12 protein-coding genes and 4 pseudogenes are annotated in these 18724 nt (G+C 58.5%); 10 read left to right on the forward strand and 6 right to left on the reverse strand.

The features are described 5' to 3' along the window. Together EN745_RS00430 and EN745_RS00435 are read left to right on the forward strand one after the other, a co-directional pair. Positions 1-845: aminotransferase class III-fold pyridoxal phosphate-dependent enzyme (locus EN745_RS00430; protein WP_127420271.1), on the forward strand; the 845-nt coding region annotated here is incomplete at its 5' end. After that, complete coding sequence (locus EN745_RS00435; protein ID WP_127420272.1) at positions 842-1825, forward strand: beta-ketoacyl-ACP synthase III; 984 nt, start codon at positions 842-844, stop codon at positions 1823-1825. The genes EN745_RS00430 and EN745_RS00435, both read left to right, overlap by 4 nt. Before the next feature lie 139 nt (positions 1826-1964). Here the strand turns inward: EN745_RS00435 and panC are convergent. From panC to EN745_RS00450, 3 pseudogenes are all read right to left on the reverse strand, one after another. Then, positions 1965-2847, reverse strand: a pseudogene (gene panC / locus EN745_RS00440) (pantoate--beta-alanine ligase). Then, positions 2844-3149: pseudogene (locus tag EN745_RS00445) on the reverse strand (3-methyl-2-oxobutanoate hydroxymethyltransferase); the annotation flags it as partial. The pseudogenes EN745_RS00445 and panC, both read right to left, overlap by 4 nt. Before the next feature lie 40 nt (positions 3150-3189). Then, a pseudogene (locus EN745_RS00450) lies at positions 3190-3335 on the reverse strand (transposase); the annotation flags it as partial. Between the two features lie 1436 nt (positions 3336-4771). On the opposite strand from EN745_RS00450, the pseudogene EN745_RS00455 reads away from it, so the two are divergent. The 8 genes and pseudogenes from EN745_RS00455 to EN745_RS00495 all read left to right on the forward strand — a co-directional run bounded on the left by EN745_RS00455 (position 4772) and on the right by EN745_RS00495 (position 13568). Further along, positions 4772-6083, forward strand: a pseudogene (locus EN745_RS00455) (IS701 family transposase). A gap of 716 nt (positions 6084-6799) precedes the next feature. Continuing rightward, entirely contained in the window at positions 6800-7321 is a 522-nt protein-coding gene (locus tag EN745_RS00465; protein WP_127420273.1) for a MucR family transcriptional regulator, read from the forward strand. A 710-nt stretch (positions 7322-8031) separates the two neighbouring features. Further along, entirely contained in the window at positions 8032-9084 is a 1053-nt protein-coding gene (locus tag EN745_RS00470; protein WP_127420274.1) for an ABC transporter substrate-binding protein, read from the forward strand. A 31-nt stretch (positions 9085-9115) separates the two neighbouring features. Next, positions 9116-9997 (forward strand): ABC transporter permease, encoded by an 882-nt coding sequence (locus tag EN745_RS00475; RefSeq protein ID WP_127420275.1) that lies wholly within the window; start codon positions 9116-9118, stop codon positions 9995-9997. Next, positions 9973-10719: an ABC transporter ATP-binding protein gene (locus EN745_RS00480; RefSeq protein WP_127420276.1), complete on the forward strand. Its 747-nt coding sequence runs from the start codon at positions 9973-9975 to the stop codon at positions 10717-10719. Before EN745_RS00475 ends, EN745_RS00480 begins: the two co-directional genes overlap by 25 nt. Before the next feature lie 48 nt (positions 10720-10767). Further along, positions 10768-12114, forward strand: coding sequence for an LLM class flavin-dependent oxidoreductase (locus EN745_RS00485; protein ID WP_127420277.1), 1347 nt, complete (start codon positions 10768-10770; stop codon positions 12112-12114). Between the two features lie 422 nt (positions 12115-12536). Then, entirely contained in the window at positions 12537-12719 is a 183-nt protein-coding gene (locus EN745_RS36665) for a hypothetical protein (RefSeq protein ID WP_127420278.1), read from the forward strand. A 387-nt stretch (positions 12720-13106) separates the two neighbouring features. Next, positions 13107-13568, forward strand: coding sequence for a phasin (locus EN745_RS00495; RefSeq protein ID WP_127420279.1), 462 nt, complete (start codon positions 13107-13109; stop codon positions 13566-13568). Positions 13569-13846: 278 nt separating this feature from the next. On the opposite strand, the gene EN745_RS00500 is transcribed toward EN745_RS00495, so the two are convergent. From EN745_RS00500 to EN745_RS00510, 3 genes are read right to left on the reverse strand one after another with little or no spacing between them, the layout of a single operon-like run. Next, entirely contained in the window at positions 13847-15160 is a 1314-nt protein-coding gene (locus tag EN745_RS00500; protein WP_127420280.1) for an O-antigen ligase family protein, read from the reverse strand. Further along, complete coding sequence (locus EN745_RS00505) at positions 15157-16416, reverse strand: hypothetical protein (protein WP_127420281.1); 1260 nt, start codon at positions 16414-16416, stop codon at positions 15157-15159. The genes EN745_RS00500 and EN745_RS00505 overlap by 4 nt, the downstream gene beginning before the upstream one ends. After that, positions 16304-18682, reverse strand: coding sequence for a polysaccharide biosynthesis tyrosine autokinase (locus EN745_RS00510; RefSeq protein ID WP_127420282.1), 2379 nt, complete (start codon positions 18680-18682; stop codon positions 16304-16306). Before EN745_RS00510 ends, EN745_RS00505 begins: the two co-directional genes overlap by 113 nt. Between the last annotated feature and the right edge of the window lie 42 nt (positions 18683-18724).

An 18724-nucleotide genomic window follows, 5' to 3' on the forward strand; every position in this document is an offset into this window, starting at 1 on the left:
CCATCGGCACGATGAGCGTCGGCGCGCGCGGCGTCTTCAACGCCGCTTACGAACCGCTGTTGTTTCAGGTCGATACCATCCCCTTCCCGGCCGCGGGCCACGAGCAGGAAACACTCGACGCCTTCGAACGGCTGGCGCGTAACGACGAGGTTGCCGCGCTGATCGTCGAGCCGCTGGTGCTTGGCGCCGGTGGCATGCTGATGTACCCGGCCTCAGTTCTCGCCGAACTCAAGCGCATTGCCGAGCGCTCGGGGACGCTTTTCATCGCCGACGAGGTCATGACCGGCTGGGGCCGCACCGGCACCATGTTCGCCTGCGAACAGGCGGCGGTCGCGCCCGATATTCTGTGCACCTCCAAGGGTCTGACGGGCGGCTCGCTGCCGCTTGCGGCGACGCTTGCCACCGATGCGATCTTCCGCGCGCATTACTCCAGCGACCGGGCCAGGACCTTCTTCCATTCGAGCTCCTACACTGCAAACCCGATCGCCTGCGCGGCAGCACTGGCGAATGTTGGTATCTGGAACGACGAGCCGGTGGCGGACCGCGTGGCTGCGCTCTCACGGATGCAGGCTGAGAAAATTGCGCGGTTCAACGGAGATTCGCGCTTCGAGAATGTGCGCACGGCCGGCACCATCGCCGCGCTCGACCTCAGCGTCGGCAATGCGGGCTATCTCGCCGAGGTCGGCCCCAGGCTGCGCGCCTTCTTCCTCGATCGAGGCTTGCTGGTGCGACCGCTCGGCAATGTCATCTACCTGCTGCCGCCCTATTGCGTCACATCGGGCGAACTCGACCGGCTCTACGATGCCGTCGACGAGGCGGCCGGACTTGCGACCGACAAAAGATGAACCGCACAGCGCGCATCATAGGCCTTGGCCATCACGTCCCGGCCCGAAAAGTCGCCAATGCCGAGATCGAGACAAGCCTCGGGCTGGAAGCAGGCTGGATCGAAGGGCGCACCGGCATCCGCACGCGTTTCTGGGCAGAGCCCGACGACACGCTTTCCGGACTGGCGGCCAAGGCCGGTGACATGGCGCTTCAGGCCGCCGGCATCGACCGCAAGGAGATCGGCCTGCTGCTGCTCGCCACCTCGACGCCGGACCATCTGCTACCACCGAGCGCGCCGCTGGTGGCGCACAGGCTCGGCCTCGAAAAGGCCGGTGGGGTTGACCTGGCGGGCGCCTGCGCCGGGTTCATCTACGCCATGGCCTTCGCCGACGGCTTCGTGCGCCTGCACAGCAAGCCGGCCATCGTCATCGCCGCCAACATTTTGAGCCGCCGGATCAACCCGGCCGAGCGGGCGAGCGCCGTGCTGTTCGCCGATGCCGCCGGCGCGGTGGTGCTGGCCCCGTCAAATGATCCCAGCCACGGCATACTCGGTGCCTCGGTTGCCTCGGATGGGTCCGCTTATGGCCTGATCCATATCGCGGCGGGCGGCAGCAAGCGTCCCTTCGCGGAAGACATCGACATCGCCGAAACCCGCATGACCATCGCTGACGGCCGCGAGATCTTCGTCAAGGCCGTGGAGATGATGAGCCGCTGCTCCGTCGAGGCGCTGGCAGCGGCCGGCCTTTCAGCGCCGGAGATCGCCCGATTCGTGCCGCATCAAGCAAATGCCCGCATCTTCAACGCCGTCGGCAAGTCGCTTGGCATTGAGGACGGACGCATCGTCAAGACCATCGCCGACTATGGCAACTCGTCGGCCGCGACGATCCCCCTGTCGCTGTCGGTTGCCCACGGCGCCAACCCCTTGCGACCGGGTGAGAAGCTGCTGCTGGCCGCCGCGGGAGCAGGTCTTGTCGGTGGGGCGCTTGTGGTCGGTTTCTAACCCGGCTGATCCCACCCGATGCAAAGCAGCGCCTAAAAAAATAAGTTCCAAGCTCGACGTTTGAGGTCTCATTGCGCTCATAATAGAGGTGACGGGGCAATGTGCGCAGGCAAGCAGTATATCGCCAGGTCCTCTGGATTCAGGCAGCGGCTTGACGCAACGCTTCAGGACGCGGCAGCGCCACCTCGAGATTGTCGATTAGCCGCGTTTCGCCAAGCCACGCAGCGACAAGCAGCCGCGCTGGTCGATCTAACGTGAGCATTGGGGCAAGATCACTATCCGCGCGCAATTCGAGGTAATCGACCTGTGAGAAACCGGCGGCGAGGATCGCCTCGCGCCCGACACTCAGCGTGCGAGGTACAGATTCTCCTGAACTCAGCTGCCCGGCGGTTTGGACCAGGACTTCAGCCAGCCGAGGCGCCCTGTTGCGCTCAGCCAAAGTGAGCCGCGCGTTGCGCGACGACATTGCCAGGCCATCGGCTTCGCGCACCATCGGACCCAGCGATGATCTCAATTGGAATATCGAGGTCACGGACAAGCTGGCGCACGACGTGGAGCTGCTGAAAATCCTTCTCCCCGAAAAACGCCAGGTCGGCCCCAGTCTACGGAAGCAGCTTCGTGACCACCGTTGCCACGCCATCGAAGTGGCCGGGCCGAAACGTGCCGCAAAGCCCGTCGCTCATACCACCGACCGAAACGCTGGTCGCGAAGCCTGGCGGATACATGTCGGCGGCGTTGGGAGCGTAAAGGATATGGGTGCCGACAGATGCGAGCTTCGCCGCGTCATCATGTTCGGTGCGCGGATAGGCGGCCAGATCGGCCGCATTGTTGAATTGCGTCGGGTTGACGAACAGCGTCACGATCACCCGATCAGCCTTGGCCAACGCGGCTCGCACGAGGCTGAGATGCCCCTCATGCAGGGCGCCCATCGTTGGCACAACGGCAATCCTTAGGCCCTCGCGGCGCCAGGCGGCAACGATGCTGCGAAGTTCGGAGACGATGCGGACGATCGGGGTGCTCATAGGGCCTCTCCTCCACTGACTGGGCCCGGTTCATGGCCGAAGACGTGATCCGCGGTCGGAAAGCTGCGGTCGCGCACCTCCTTTGCGTATGCCGCAATCGCTGCCTCGGCGTCGCTTCCCAGCTCTGCGTAGCGCTTGACGAATCTTGGCCGAAAAGCGCCAAACAAGCCCAGCATGTCATCGACAACAAGGATCTGACCGTCGCAGGCCGGCGATGCACCGATACCGATTGTTGGGATCGCCACTTGCTCTGTAATCAGCCGAGCCAAAGCCTCCGGTATCTTCTCAAGAACGACGGCGAAATGCGCCGGCCTCGGCCACCCCGTCGCATCGCGCAGGATCCATCTCCGACGCATAGGCGCGACGATAGCGACCGCTGATTTGGTGGTGGGTTCCGATCTCGGGCGGCGAAGGCGCGAGAAAAAGCTTTCGGCCTGATTGGTGCAGGCGCCGTCGTCTGAATAGGCGTGCTGGTGGTTGATGCGCTCGACGGCGGTCGTTGCCCTACGAAATCGCAGGACTTGCATACCTTCCCATTTGCTTCGGATCCTTAGGTCGATGAACCTACCTCATGGCCGACGTTCGGCGCTCGTGATTGAGCCTGTGCCAAGCGGCGCGAAGAAGCACGTCCATCTCATCTTGTATCTGCCGACGCGAAATGTCGGAAACAAAGACTCACAGATATGATACCGCTCATCCGGCGCGGCCTGGACGCGGTCCCTCGGGATAAACCACTCTCCCGTCGGCGGATCATTCCGAGAGGATGGTTCAGGTTGCTTGACGTAGTAGCCATCCTTAGTAGGTCTCACGTCGCTGGACTCGATTGGATGGCAATCTCGATTGCCGCAGCACCTAAAATGAAGAACAGGGTCCGTCTTGCCTGCGTACCAATCATGGGCGTTGGCATTGCCAGCCAAGATAACCCACACGAACGCAATACCCCCTGGCAACCGCGTCATGGCATGGGCTCTCGCACCTACTAATACCATATTAGTGATAGCCAAACCGCAGGCCTGAAGCCGTATTGACGGGCGCAGAGGTCCCAAGAGCGAAGCGCCACTGACCGACCAGCCCGGCTACGGATAGGCCCGCTAGACGACCTTGTCACACGCAGAGTGGCGTTCTGCGAATGCTGCTGACGCCCGCTGATACCGACAGGCTGCCCTCCGAACAGGTCATCGTCGCAGCCCGATCTTGGATTTTCTGTAGTTCATCGGGATCGGCCATGCTCACCCGTTGATCAACAAACGCCGTCTCAAGCGTGAGCCTTTCGAATAGGTCTCCCTTGCGTTGATCATAAGTCTTAGCAAGCCGCGCACCATCGAACCCCCGGTCATCTCAGCCCTCTTCTCTTTGTCTCGGAAGTACTCTTCTGCAACCGCTTGGTGCATTCGAAAAGAGATCGACTGCACAGGGATGCAGATAAGTTCACGTCATGTGGTCACTTCAGCGCCCGAGGGACTCTCTTGCGGTGGCGCGAATTACTCACTGACAAACTTGACCATTCCGGACTTCACGCAAGCACATGAAGTCCGGAATGATGTAATTGCCACAAAATAAGGTTGCCACCTTTTGCTTTGTTTATTCGGTACTTGACTCTCTGGTTACAGATCCGCTGTGAGCCAACGCTTATTAAACATATCTAACTTATCGCGCGAGCCTGTTTGCGATTTTCCCGTTTATCCTTCGCTGCGATGCTTGCATTTTCGTCTACGCCGGGGTTATGGCAATCACGGGTTGTTAAGTCAAGCTTGTCCTGAACAAGAGAATGTGAGAGTTGTGCGCCGCTCAAATTGTCGCTCAGGCATTACTGTTATCGGTAAAAAACAAAGGAGAGCCGGCCAGTATTACAATTGCGCTTCACGGGTGAATTAGTTGTTTTTGTCGATTCTGCGCTGGGCGGCCCAGAGGGGGGTTATTGACAATGGTTGAATCGATTGAAATGACACTGGAAATATGGGCCTCGGCGCTGCGCGAGGTGAAGTCCCGGATCAGGAGACTTTTCCCTCAGGAACGTGTGGCGATTTCGGCCGGACTTTTCCTTGAAGGTCTGCTCCGGGATGCGCATCGCAAAACCGGGTGGATGCGCGCCGAGGCTGCGGGTGACCCTGGACCGTGGCGTCAACAGGCCATTCTCGGAAGGGGCAGGTGGGACGCAGACGCCCTGCGCGACATTGTGCGCGAATATGCCCTCGAAACGTTGGCTGACGCCGAAGCGGTCCTGGTGATCGATGAGACGGGTTTCGTCAAGCAAGGCAAGACGTCCTGTGGGGTAGCGCGGCAGGTCAATGTCTCGACAGGCAAGATGGCCAACTGCCAGATCGGCGTGTTCGCCGCCTATGCATCCAAGCACGGGAATGCTTTCGTCGATCGTGTGCTGTATCTGCCGAGGGCCTGGACGGAAGACCCTGCCCGCCTGGCGCGGGCCCACGTGCCTGCGGGCAAGGACTTTCGCGACAAAGTCCCGCCTAGCACTTGATATGATCGCGCGTATTGTCTCAGCCGACGTACCCTTCAGTTGGGTAGCCGTCGACTTGGTCTACAGTGGCGTCGACATCGAGATGGCCCTACGACGCTGGTCCAAGGGATACGTGCTCGCCGTTAGCGCAGACCATCATTTCGCTTTCCGAAATCGCCTTTTTCCGGAAGGAGGAACGGCCGAAGATATCGCACGGAACCTCGATCTCTCCGTTTGGTGGAGCTTCCCCCCAGGAGAGGCGCTCCAGGCCTCTAAATCATGGGCTTACTGCCCGTTCACGGACACGGACGTCGCGCAGTTCGATAAAACCCGCTCAGGCCTCTGGACCGCTGGGCTCTTGATCCGACGCGATGCGAACCAGGCTCTCAGCTACTTTTCAACATGGTCTCCAGTGGGAACCGAGATCGAAACCTTTGTCGCAGTGCACCAATGCTGCAGGATTGTCGAGGAAGGCCTACGCACGGCGAAGAACGAGCTGGGTCTCGACCATAACGAAACCCGTTCTTGGCACGGATGGCATCGCCACGTCTCGCTCGTCATGCTTGCATTCGCGATGGTGTCGACCGTTCGCCACAAGGCGAGCCTCGACCCCTCGGGAGCGGTTGGAAGGCTCATGGAAACGAGCCGCCGCTTCGAACGCTTACCGAGGCCTCCCAGGAAACCGAAGCCGGGATCGCTCGGCGCCGCGGCCGCCGTCCCATGGCAAGATCAATCCCGCGAACGTAGCCGCAAGCCCTTGCCGGTCAAAACGCAATAGTAGCGTGAGGTTTCCATCATGAATTTGTCCGTGAAACGAGGTTCACCCCTCTTCCGAGACAGGGCCGACCAGGCCGCCGGATACGCTTGGATTGGGAGAAATGAGGTGGCCATGCGACAAAATGCCATCATCGGTGACTGTATGTGGATCGAGACATCCGACCCTGAGCAAGGGCGTAGCGCGAAGCTCTGAGAGGGTACGGGTTTCGGGTTGGAGCGAGTTTCAGTTGTCTTTGGGGAGAACGCCGTTTGGAAGCCGGGATTCCAGTGAAACAGTCCAGAAAGTTGCAGAACTTGCACCATGCCCAGGCAATGTTGAGACAAATTCGTCAGACGGCGCAGGCAGATGGTGAGAGCCTCCTGACCTATTTGGTCGAGATGGCTTACCTAGAAGCCAGCGATCGAATTCGGGCAATTTGGCATGCTACCCGGGCGGATTCCGGGGGCGGGCGCACTGGCGAAGACAATGGCCCACCGATCTAGGCCCTCCCCTTACTTGGACAAGCACGTAATCTTCGTTGAGAGGTTAGGCTCGATCCTCAATCGACCGGTACTCGAAGTAAAAAAAACGAGATGCAATCCCTTCGATGGCTGCAATGAGACCTAGTGGGAATGTGCAGTTTGCGCCTTTTGAGATGATGCCTCAATTTGCACCGCGCGTTTGGACCACCAGAACGTCTCGAATAGGAAGGCTTACAGAAAGCAAGGAGCATGATTATGATTGACGACAATACCGAGCGCACAAGCGCAGAAGACAACAATACAGAACAGACGGGCGTGATTGAGGAGAATACTGAACACATTAACGTGGATGAGGAGATTGCTGAGGAGCCAGGCGTGGATTTACTGGCCCTTACGGCAGATATTGTCGCGGCTTACGTCCGGATGAATGCGACCCCTGTTGCCGGGCTTCCGGACTTGATCGCTAGTGTCAATTCTGCGTTGAGGGGGATTGTCGTGCTGCCGCCTGATTCAGAAGGCCCCGGGCTCGTTCCGGCAGTCAACCCCAAGCGGTCCGTGTTTCCCGACTATATCATCTGCCTAGAGGACGGAAAAAAATACAAGTCCCTTAAACGGCATCTCAAAGCCCATTTCGGCCTGACACCCGAGGATTATAGAGCAAAATGGGGACTTGCCCCTGACTATCCGATGGTGGCGCCCAATTATGCCGCTCAGCGTTCTCGTCTTGCAAAGTCAGCTGGTCTCGGCCGCAGGTCAGACGTCAAAACACCAGGGTGAAGATTCAACCTCGCTGCTTGCTCGCGCCTTCTGGACTTTTTGCCACGGCAAACGCATCCTCCCCTACGGAGTGATGGTGATGGGAAAGCGGTTCAGCCATGGCGTAAAGGGCGAACAGCATGGTGGCGCACGCTTCTCAAAGCCCGTTTTGCAATCGAGCGCTGATTGGGATCTCGTCTGCCGCCTTATGTCGCGGCCGACGACCGACCGCGGCTGCCGCTCGAACTCCTATGGACGTCATCGAGCGAGCCCACAGGGCGCAAGGCAGGTTATGACATAAGGGAAACGTCAACGACCGGGGCGAGCATATTTGTCGCGTGCCGGTCAAGGAATATTACCTGGCCATGCGTATAAAACCGTGGGCTTCTGCTCCGAATGGGAAGCATGTGGGCCCGGTTGGCGAACGGCCAAAGTATGAAGAGAACGTCCCTTCACGGATGTAGCCGCGAAATCGTGCTGTTGTAGCGATGGGCAACCTCGTCCCTCGTTCCCCGGCGGGCCAGGCGGAACCGCCTTTCTCCTATCTTCGCCATGACAGCGGTGGTCTTGCGGCGGTCCCTCCGCCTTTTTGAGGGACGTGTGCCCCAAATGAGCATTGGAGACGAACAGCGTTTCTCTCTGGCAGCTAAGAACAGCATCCGATACTTATCGTCTACATAATTGATAGACATACTAGACCTCGTGAGCCATTTCCAAGGAGCAAGACGAGGATGTTAGCTGTGGAGAGATTTTCGAGAAGGAGGTTTGGCGCCCTCGTGGCCGCTTTTGCGGTGACCTTGGTTGCTTCTTCCGCCCCTTTCGGGGCCAAGGCGGGCAGTCCGGAGGCGGGTAAGCTGCCGTCCAAAATTCCGGAAGGCACTGTGCTTCGCATCGGCGATCCCGAGACGCAGAGGGCTCTGGAACTTTCCGGACTGATCAATCAACTACCGTTCAAGGTCGAATGGGCCAATATCAGCGGCGGCCCACAGACAATCGAAGCTTTTCGCGCAAACGCGCTGGACGTCGGATCCGTCGCCGACATCCCGCCTATCCACGCGACCTGGACGGGCCTCAAGGTCAAGATCATTGCCGCGAAGTTCCGCAAGGAACCGGTTGCGCACCCGATTTATCAACTCGGCATTGCGCCGGGCGTTGAGGTCAAGACGCTCGCGGATTTGCGCGGCAAACGGATCGCCTTCAGCCCTGGTCAGGCACAAGGCGCGCTGGTGCTGAGGGTGCTGCAGGCTGCAGGCCTTAAAAGAGAGGATGTCACTCTCATCGAATTGCCCAGCAAGGGTGATGCCTATCCGGTGGCACTTGCCAGCAAGCAAGTCGACGTCGCACCGATCTGGGGTGTCCTCGTCAAGCACTATCTGCACCAGTATGGCGCCGACGGCGCCACCACCATCCCACACGGCCTGCGCGACGATCCGGCCCATCTCTATGCTCCACAGGCCGTGCTTGACGACCCGGCCAAAGCTGCCGCTCTCGGCGAATATGTGCGCTACTGGGCTCTTGCGACCCGATGGGTGCAGGAACATCCCAAGGAGTGGATCGCGGGCTACTATGTCGCCACCCAAGGCCTCAACGCAGAAGATGGCCAGTATCTCGTCGACGCCAACGGTCAGTTCGACATTCCCTCGGACTGGAACGATGTGATCGTGCGCCAGCAGGCGACGATCGATCTCCTGACCAGGGAACTGAACAGGCCTAGGATCAAGGCCGAGGACCTTTTCGACAGGCGCTTCGAGACGATCGCCGCAAATGCGTTGAACGCGTCCTGACGCCCGCTTCCCGAGACTGGAGACGACCCAGATGAACGCAATCTCAAATACCGCCGCGGTTGCACTTCCCGTTCCCTACGCATCGGATGAAAGGGGGGTGATTACGCCCGCTGTACAGGCCCGCAAGACCGCGACGAGGCGTCGTCTTGCGCTTGGGCGAGCGATCCCGTTCGGCGCGCTGCTCGGGCCCGCACTTCTTCTCGTGATCTGGTCCATCGGCAGTATCGCCGGCCTGATCGACCCAAGAACGCTGCCGGCGCCCTGGTCGGTTGTTGGCACGGCCATCGATCTCATCGCCGAAGGGAAGCTTCAGGTTCATTTGATGACGTCTGCCTGGCGGGCGGCACAAGGACTGGTGTTCGGCGTCCTGATCGGGACCACCCTCGCCCTCATTTCAGGTTTGTCGCGTCTTGGCGAGGCCATCATCGACGGCCCGGTTCAGATCAAGCGGGCGATACCGACGCTCGCGCTGATCCCGCTGCTGATGCTGTGGTTCGGCATCGGCGAAGGCATGAAGGTGACGGCCATCGCGCTGGCTGTCCTGATACCGATCTATATCCAGACCCACAGCAGCTTGCGCAGCATCGACAGCCGTTATGTCGAACTGGCCCAGACCTTACGAATGGGCTACGGCGAATTCATCCGTGAGGTCATCCTGCCGGGCGCCCTTCCCGGCTTCTTCCTCGGCCTGCGCTTGGCGGTGACCTATGCCTGGCTATCTCTGGTGGTGGTCGAGCAGGTCAATGCCACCAGCGGCATCGGCTATATGATCGATCTCGCGCGCAACTACGGCCAGACCGACATCGTCATCGTCGGCCTCGTCGTCTACGCGTTGCTCGGTCTCGGCTGCGACGGCATCGTCCGGCTCTTCCAGGAAAGGTCGCTGTCATGGCGTCGCACCTTGGCGGATTGAGCGGCGCGCCGCTGGTGCGGGTCGAGAGCCTCGTGAGGAGTTTCGGGCCGCGGACCATTCTGGACGGCCTCAGCCTCGACATCGAAAAGGGAGAGTTCGTTGCCCTTCTCGGCCGTAGCGGGTCAGGCAAGAGTACATTGTTGCGCGCGCTCGCCGATCTTGATGACAAGGTTTCCGGGTCCGGCCGGCTCGAGACACCCGATAAGAAATCGGTGGTGTTTCAGGATGCCCGACTGTTGCCGTGGAAACGCGTGCTGGAGAACGTGGTTCTTGGCCTCGACCTGCCGGACGCCGCCGAACGCGGACGCGCAGCTCTCTACGAGGTTGGCCTGAGCGGCCGCGAGACCGCATGGCCGATCGAACTGTCTGGCGGCGAGCAGCAACGGGTGGCCTTGGCGCGCTCGCTGGTTCGTGATCCTGAACTGCTGCTTGCGGACGAGCCGTTCGGCGCACTCGACGCGCTGACCCGCCTGCGCATGCACGATCTGCTGCGCCAGCTCTGCGCCCGTCACCAGCCGGCCGTGCTGCTGGTCACTCATGACGTGGACGAAGCCGTGACGCTGGCGGACCGGGTCTTGGTGCTCGACAAGGGCGGCATCGCCGCCGACGTCGCCATCGATATCCCCAAGCCTCGCGATCATGGCCACCGCCGGTTCGGTGAGATCCGCTCCGAACTTCTGCGTCATCTCGGCGTCGAGACAAAGCCTGTACTGCCGGTCTGAGGGCGCCCAAGACTTCTCGCTCAGCCTCACCACCCAGGAGACCAACATATGCCCGCCAACTCACGACAGTTGAATCTCAACCTTTTCATCTATCCTGGCGGCCATCATGAAGCCGGCTGGCGCTACAAGGATTCCGCCCCAGATAGAGTGCTGGACATCGCCTATTATCAGGAACTGGCAAAAAAGGCCGAGGCGAGCAAGTTCGACGCGCTGTTCTTTGCCGACGGGCCCGCGCTCGCCGACAACATCCGCTACGCGAGCCGCTTCAGGCTGGAGCCGCTGACCTGGATTTCGGCGCTCGCCGCCGTGACGGAAAGAATAGGGTTCATCGCGACCGCCTCGACCACCTACAACGAACCCTACAACCTGGCCAGGCTGTTTGCTTCTGTCGATCATCTGAGCGGTGGACGCGCCGGTTGGAATATCGTCACGACGGGCGACGCGTCTGCAGCGTTGAATTTCGGCTTTGACCGGCATCCAACCCACGCCGACCGTTATGAGCGCGCCGGCGAGTTCGTTGATGTAGTAACCAAGCTCTGGGACAGCTGGGAGGACGACGCGCTCGTCTCGGACCGGGAGTCCGGCATCTTTGCCGACACCGACAAGATCCACCCGATCAACCACATCGGCAAATATCATCGGGTGAAGGGTCCGCTGACGCTTCCGCGCTCTCCGCAGGGGCGTCCGGTCTACGTCCAGGCGGGTTCGTCGGAAGACGGACGGTCATTCGCAAGCCGCTATGCCGAGGCGATATTTACAGCCCATCAGACTCTCGGCAATGCGCAGGAATTTTATGCTGACATCAAAGCGCGGGTGAAGTCGGTTGGCCGCAACCCTGACCACGTCAAGGTCTTGCCCGGCATCAGCCCGTTCATTGGTTCGACCGAGGCGGAAGCTAGGGCTCTGCAAGACGAGTTCAATGAGTTGACGCAGCCCGAATATTCCCTTCACCAGCTACGCCGCATCGTAGATGCCGACCTTTCCGGCTACAATCTGGACGGGCCATTTCCGCGCGAGCTCATCAGTGTCGAGGGCGAGCGCGGTGCGAGCAGTCGGTTTCACGTCGTACTCGACATCATCGAGCGCGAGAATCCAACCATCCGCCAGTTGCTGCACCGCCTGGCCGGAGCGCGCGGGCATTGGGTCCAGGCCGGGACGCCCGAACAGATCGCCGACAACATCCAGGAATGGTTCGACAATGGTGCGGCGGACGGCTTCAACGTCATGCCGCCCTATCTGCAGGGCGGGTTCGACGTGTTCGCCGAGGAGGTGGTGCCGATCTTGCGCCGGCGCGGACTTTTCCGGCACGACTATGAGGGGGCAACGCTGAGGGACCATTTCGGTCTGCCGCGTCCTGACAATACCTTCAGCCAACTGCAAAAGGCGAGCGCCTGATTATTGTGGTCCAGGTGTCACATTTTTCAAGGCCGCTGCACGGTAGAGTGACCAGCAACGCAGTAAGACGGCGCAGACCGTTACGCTCTTAACAAGAGACCAATCTCCAGAGGGACCTCATCACGATCCGGCCCTCGGCCGGCCGAAAGAGGCCGAATGGCAATGGAGCGCTCACCAGGTGGATTGGATGATCCACACCAGATATCTGCACGGATCACCTCCCAGAAATGGCGGGCCGGTCCTGGAATAGGGCCGCCGTCGCGAGCCTTTCGGGGCCGCGGAGGCTTCTTTGTCTGCTGTCCCCAGGGGGAAGGTTGCAGCAAATGAGAGTTTGCAGCGAGTGCACCATCTCGTTCGACCCCAGTTGCACTCAGCAACGCAGGCGATATCGTTCATTTTGCGATTCGTCGCCTGGAGGATCTATGCGTCAGCAGACAAAGCCGTTCGTTGTCGAGAAGAAGACGTCCCGAAATCTCAAGACCGACAACCAGAAGACATCGATCTGGGGGAAGTTGGATTTGACGCTGAGGCAGGATCTTGCAGCGCAACGAGATGCGCCCGAACAGACGGCCGCTGCAGGGGACATCGCAGGCCGGGACTCGTAGAAGGGAACATCACCTGCGATACTGCGGCTGATGGCCCCTGATGCCTCGACTGGCGAGATGTTGGCGTTCGGCTCTGCCCCTCCCACAACGATCCATGCCCTCTGGGTTCCAGCTGCGACGCCTTCGCCGGCCGGTAATCATCTCAACCCAACGATATCACTGCTTTCATGCCTGTCTTTATCACGACATCAACGCCGTTCCAGCCCATCAGGGTGTCGCCCCTCGCAATTTAGGCCTGGCAATCTTCGTCGCGCTAACATTCGGGCAGCACAAGGGCGTAGTCGGCGCGCCCAATTCCACGTCAGCTTCACAAATCCGTTGCGACGATTTCGTAACATGAAGGGCGCGGCTTTGCTTTGCGGCCGTTCCCCGAACAAGGATGAAAAAATGTCCAAGATCACCGGTAAGTCCGAAATGATCGAAAACGTCGAATTCCCTCCCGTCGACCCGTCCAAGGTTGCCGAGCGAGTCCGTGCTGTCGCGGACCAGAGCATCGAGCAGTCGAAAGAAATATTTTCCAAATTGAGCTCGGACGCTGAAACGGCTCAAACGGCTGTCAAATCGACGTTTGAAATGGCCAGGACCACCGGCAACGAGCTCCTCGTGAGGACCCTTGCCGCACTGCAGGCCAATGCCGAAGCCGGCTTCACGCACCTCGAAGCGCTGGTTGCCGTGAAGTCCCCGTCTGAGTTCCTCGAACTGCAAGCCGCATTCCTGCGCAAACAGATCGAAAATTCGGCCGAGCACGCAAAGGCAATCCAGGCATTGATGTTGAGAGCTAGCGAGGATGTGTCGAAGCCGATTAAAGATGCCTTTGAAAAGGCCTGGGAAATCCGCAAGGCCGCCTGATTGCTTCAAGCAATCCGGGACGAAAGGTCAATACCTCGTCGACTGTCCCATCAGGCAAGACCGGCCCCCGCGCCGGTCTTTTCACATTCGAGCGGACCGCGTTGTCCTTTGCTGCCCGCCTGCGTCGGCTTGACACCATAGCGCTTTGCCGAGACCCGAGACTTCAGCGTCAGTGCTTTGTAAGTTTGTAAGCACCGACCACGTTCTTTATGCGCTGGTGCGGCGGTCAAGGCATCACTGAAAGGAGGCACCGGCAGTTTCAGCCGCAGGCTCACGCCCTACGGAGACGCACCAACGGGAACAAACAGCTTGTCGCCATTATGGTCGACTTCCACCAGCTCCGGCCTTTGGTTCCTGCCCTCCGCAAACCCGCGATGAAAGATGATGGCGTTCATATAGGCGAAGGCCATCGCGAGCGCCGCGGTTCGCAACGGGTAGTCGGCAAGAGAATGCACGAGCAAAAACACTACAGAAAGAAGCGCTGTCTTCTGAAGGGCGTCTCGGCGAATTCTGGTAAACGCGACCAGAAGAAGGAATAAGTAAAACGCCATGAGAGCGGCAGCAATCACGCCGCCTTCGAAAGCAATTTCAAGATACTCGTTATGCGCATGGTTTACATACGCCCTGAATATCATCCCCTCTTTTTCGTATAACTGGTAGGCCTTCTGAAAATTCCCAAATCCGACTCCGGTGACCCAGTTCTCTTTTATTCCTGCCATCGTCGTGCGGGCAAACTCTGCGCGTCCGAAGGTAGGATCGAGATCCTTTGCCTCGATCGTGGCCCATGCTCCCATCCCGTAGACGGAAAGCCCAACGAAAAGGACAAATACGCTAACACCACTTATTCTCGAGCGAGCCGAGAGAAATATGATGGACACAACGGTAGTGGCCAGGCCGATAAGAACGCCGGCGCGGGACCCTGCCGCCAAAAGGAGCAGCAGAAGCGCGATCAAGCCGATCGCGCCGGACAGGAGATGACCGCGGAACAGGCCGTAATAGACAACGAAGGGTATAGAGACGAAAAGCAAAGCTGAAAAATGGTTTCGATTGGCGAAAAGTCCCGCATTGATCGTGAATGGCAACAATCCATCGATTGCGATGTTATCTGACAACGAGTATTGAATCACTCCGGCCAATCCGTTGCAGATTACACCCATGAAAAAGAAGGGAAGCAGGCCGTAGACCTGATCGGGGCGCAAACGCATGACACCCAGGAAAAAGGCTGCCGATGCTGCCACGTACAACAGACACTCGATCGTTCGCCCTACCCCGACGCTGATGAACCGAGTTTGATCAACCAGCCAGGGAGCGCCGAGCAGCAGTTCCGGCCGCAGATCGGCAAAAAGGCTAGCAGGCAGCGGAACGAGTTGAAGCACAACCAGCGCCACCGCCATGATAAGCAGGCAGAGCACCGATCCGGGGATTGTTTGGGTTGACGTTCGAGACAAGGCAACCGCCGCCGAGACAATTGCTGCTATCTCAATCAGCGTGTCGGTGTACAGGCCGCTCGCCGTACCGCCGCCTATCAGCAGGGCGGTGAACAAGACCGAGCCGAGGAGATATTTGTCCCATTCCGACGGCCGCGCACTCAAGGCGAATTTCTCTCAATGTTCAATTTGTGCATGACCAATGTACCCATATAGCGAAACCGCCAACTCTCAGCTATTGCGGCAGTTTCCAACCGCAACAGCTGCATGGGACATTCGTTCGGTCCAACGGAAAATTCCTGGCTGAGACTCTGCCGATTGAAGGTGCCCTCAGGAATGTGAAACCGCGCTATTTCGCCCGTCCGATCCACACACCTGATGGTCCAGAAGAGTTCTTTGGGCAGCTTCAGGTTGCGTCCGGATGCGACCAACGAAATCCTGTAGGAACCGGGCGGCAGCTCGACATATTGCTGGAGAGCAGTGTTCTTGACCGGCGTGTTCAAAAACCGAACCGTTGCCCCTCCCTCGCCTTCAACAGCATCCCGGGATGTCGCGAATGTCACTTCTAGGCCTGACTGATCGCGAACCTGCCAGTCGAAGGGCTTCCCATCATAGCCGGGTTCGAAGGTGCTGTTGAAAACATAGCCACCCAGCTTTCGCTCCTCATCGGACAGAGTGAAAAGAAACAGCCGATAAGCTTGTTCATATTCCTTCTGAACGATATACCCCGTGATCACGGAGGACAGTTCCCCGGATTTCGGTGGGGCATCGGACCGGACCAGGTCAAGGAGCAATTGATTTGCAAAATCGAGCCCTTGGCGCGTCTTTCCCAGGACCGAGAACAAGTTCGCCCGCCACGGCGCTTGCGCCGCAATTGCTGCCAGCATGGCGTGGTATCCGTCCGGGTTCGAAAGGATTGCCGGAAGGCCCTCCGCGACGGCCGGAAACTGATCCGGCCAGCGCCGCAGTAATGTATCAATCTCGCTGATGGCCTTGGACAGATCGCCGATCTCGACTGAATGGCCAATAGATCTCTTGAGCGCGTGGATTTCCGTTTTCGACAGCTTTCGTGCCTGATCGAAAAGCACGTAGGCGTCATCCTGCTTGCCTTGGCGGTATTCGATCTCCCCCATTAAACTATAGAGGCGTGCATCACCAACATTATAGCGAAGTGCCCCGCTCGCCCTGGAATACAGCGCGTCAAGATCGGGCGGGTTAGCCGTATCATTCAGGTCGCCTGCAACGTCGTCTATCAGCGCATCGACATTCAATGGATCAAGCGCCATTGAAATGCCTGGCATGTCCGTTTCAAGCAGTCGACTTAGCCCGGTCGACGAAGCCGCTAACACCAGAACGAATGCGACGAACCAAACGCCTGAACGTCCAAGATTTCGCGCGAGCGGACTGGTCTGCGCCGTCATCTACTTTACCCTCGATTTTCTGGGTAGCGGTGCCATAGTTATAATATTGGTAATTCATGTACTTATAGGCATAGTTGTAGTCGAATTTGTTCACCGCAAACTTCGACATCGCGGCTCCAACCACGTTGGCGCCGGCAGCACGCAGACGCTTCAAGGCTGTCTTCGCCGACTTGCGCGTGACCTGCTTCGTCGAAATGACCATCAACGTACCCTCAGCCAGCCGGCTGAGGATGGGGGCGTCAGATAGGCCAACGATCGGTGGAGCGTCGACTATCACCAGGTCGTAGCGTTTGCTGAGATTGGTCACGATCATCGCCATTCTGGATGACGATAGAAGATCCGCTGGATTGGGCGGAATGGTACCCGATGTCAGAACCGTCACATTGGCATACTTAGTCGACCGGAAGATGCTACCAAGGTCTTCTTTGCGGACGGTGTTTGTCAGGAGGTTGCTCAATCCGATCGTGTTATCGAGACCGAACAGTCGGTGAAGATTGGGCTTTCGAAGATCCGCATCGACAAGCAGCACTCTTGCCCCAAGCGCTGCGAAATCCTGGCCAAGCTTGAACGCCGTCGTCGACTTGCCTTCGGCTGGCTCTGAACTGGTGATCAGAAGCGAGCGCGGCGCACCTTCCGCACCGGAGAACTGCAAAGACGTTCGAAGCGACCGATAGGCTTCGGATAGACCTGACTTCTGGTCCGCAATGCTGGCGATAAGCTCGCGATCGTCGACATGGGGCAAGATCCCGAGGATCGCCAGTCCGAGCTCCTTTTCGACCTGCTCGGGATTGGCAAACGTGTTGTTCAGCAGCTCGATAACATAAATAATCGTGCCACTGATGGCCATGAAGAGAGCCAGTGCAATTGCGAGATTAATGCTTAGGCGGGGGGAATAGGGCGCCGTTGGCTGCGTCGCGACATCCACGATCGCGGCGCTTTGGGTCTTGAGCTCGGAACTCACGCCAACTTCATTTAACTTGGCAATTAGACTATCATACTGGGACCGGTTTGAGTCGACTTCACGCTTCAGGATCGTATATTTAATGTTCTTGTCGTTGAAGGCGACCTGCTGCCGCTCCATATCGGCAAGCTTCTCTTTAAGATCGGCCTCCTTGTCCTGAGCCTGCTGGTATTTTAGCCGCAGTGAATCAGTGATCGCTAGTACACCATTGTTATATACACGCTGCAGTTCCTTGATCTGGGACTGCAATTGCTGCATTTCCGGAAATCCGGGCTTTAAAATGCCGAGCTTCTGCTGATACTGGCTGTTGAGATCAGCCAGCTTATCACTAAGTACCTGCAGGCCCTTGCTTTCTAACACCGCGCCAAGGCTACCACCGCGTCCCTTGTCGATCTGATCGACAACAGATCCAGCTTCGAACCGTTCCTGGGTTGCCGCTTGGAGCGCCGCGTTGAGGGCCTCAATGTTCGACCCGATAAGCGACTTGGCATCACCGGTGACCGTAATGCCAGCATCCCTTGCATAAGCGACGAGCTCTTCCTCGGATTTCTGCAGCTTCTGCTTGACCTGCGACACCTGCTCTTGGATGAATTGCCGCGCCAAGTCAGACGTTTCGCTGGTCTGGTCCACCCGCTGATCGATATAACTCTGTGCAACCTGGTTGGCCACATCGCTAGCGTATTTCGGCTTCTGGTCCAAAAAGGTGATCGACAGCAGACTTGTGTTTGTTACTAGATTAACCGTGAGGTTGTCTAAAACGCGTTTGATCGCAATGGCTTCACGTTGTTCCAGAGTTTTCTCTTCAATTAAGGGATCTTTTGTGATTCTGAAGGCCCGATAGAAAATATTACTAATCGAGAAGTCCGGCGTCGGAAACAGGAAGTCCGGCTTTTCGCTTAGGCCCAGTTGGAAGACAACGCGTTGCGCCAATGCCCGGCTCTTCAACTTTTCTCGGGCAGTCTGAAAGGCTCGGATATCGCTGTTTTCGGAGACCACCTCGATGTCCTGGAAGACCTTGGCCGATGGGACCAAGACCTCCAACTGGGCGGTTGCCTGGTATTTGGGCGTCTGCATCATGGTCACGACGGCGCCGGCAACAAGCCCGGCCGCCATCATCATGGCGATTAGCCATCGATACTGGACAACGTAGAAGAGCAGCTTGAGCGGATTAAATCCTTGATCCTGTTCGGCAAAATCGCGACCGTACGGGCCATGATTTTGGCTACCATCATAGTAGAGATCCGAAGACAAGGCTTGGCCATGTCCGGGAGCTGTCATTTGATGTTGCCTGCTACGATCGAGCATGGTCCGGGCGATCCTGGTTCATAGGCGTCGGCGTTGACATGC

It is taken from the genome of Mesorhizobium sp. M4A.F.Ca.ET.022.05.2.1, from assembly GCF_003998845.1.
Classification (GTDB): Bacteria; Pseudomonadota; Alphaproteobacteria; order Rhizobiales; family Rhizobiaceae; genus Mesorhizobium.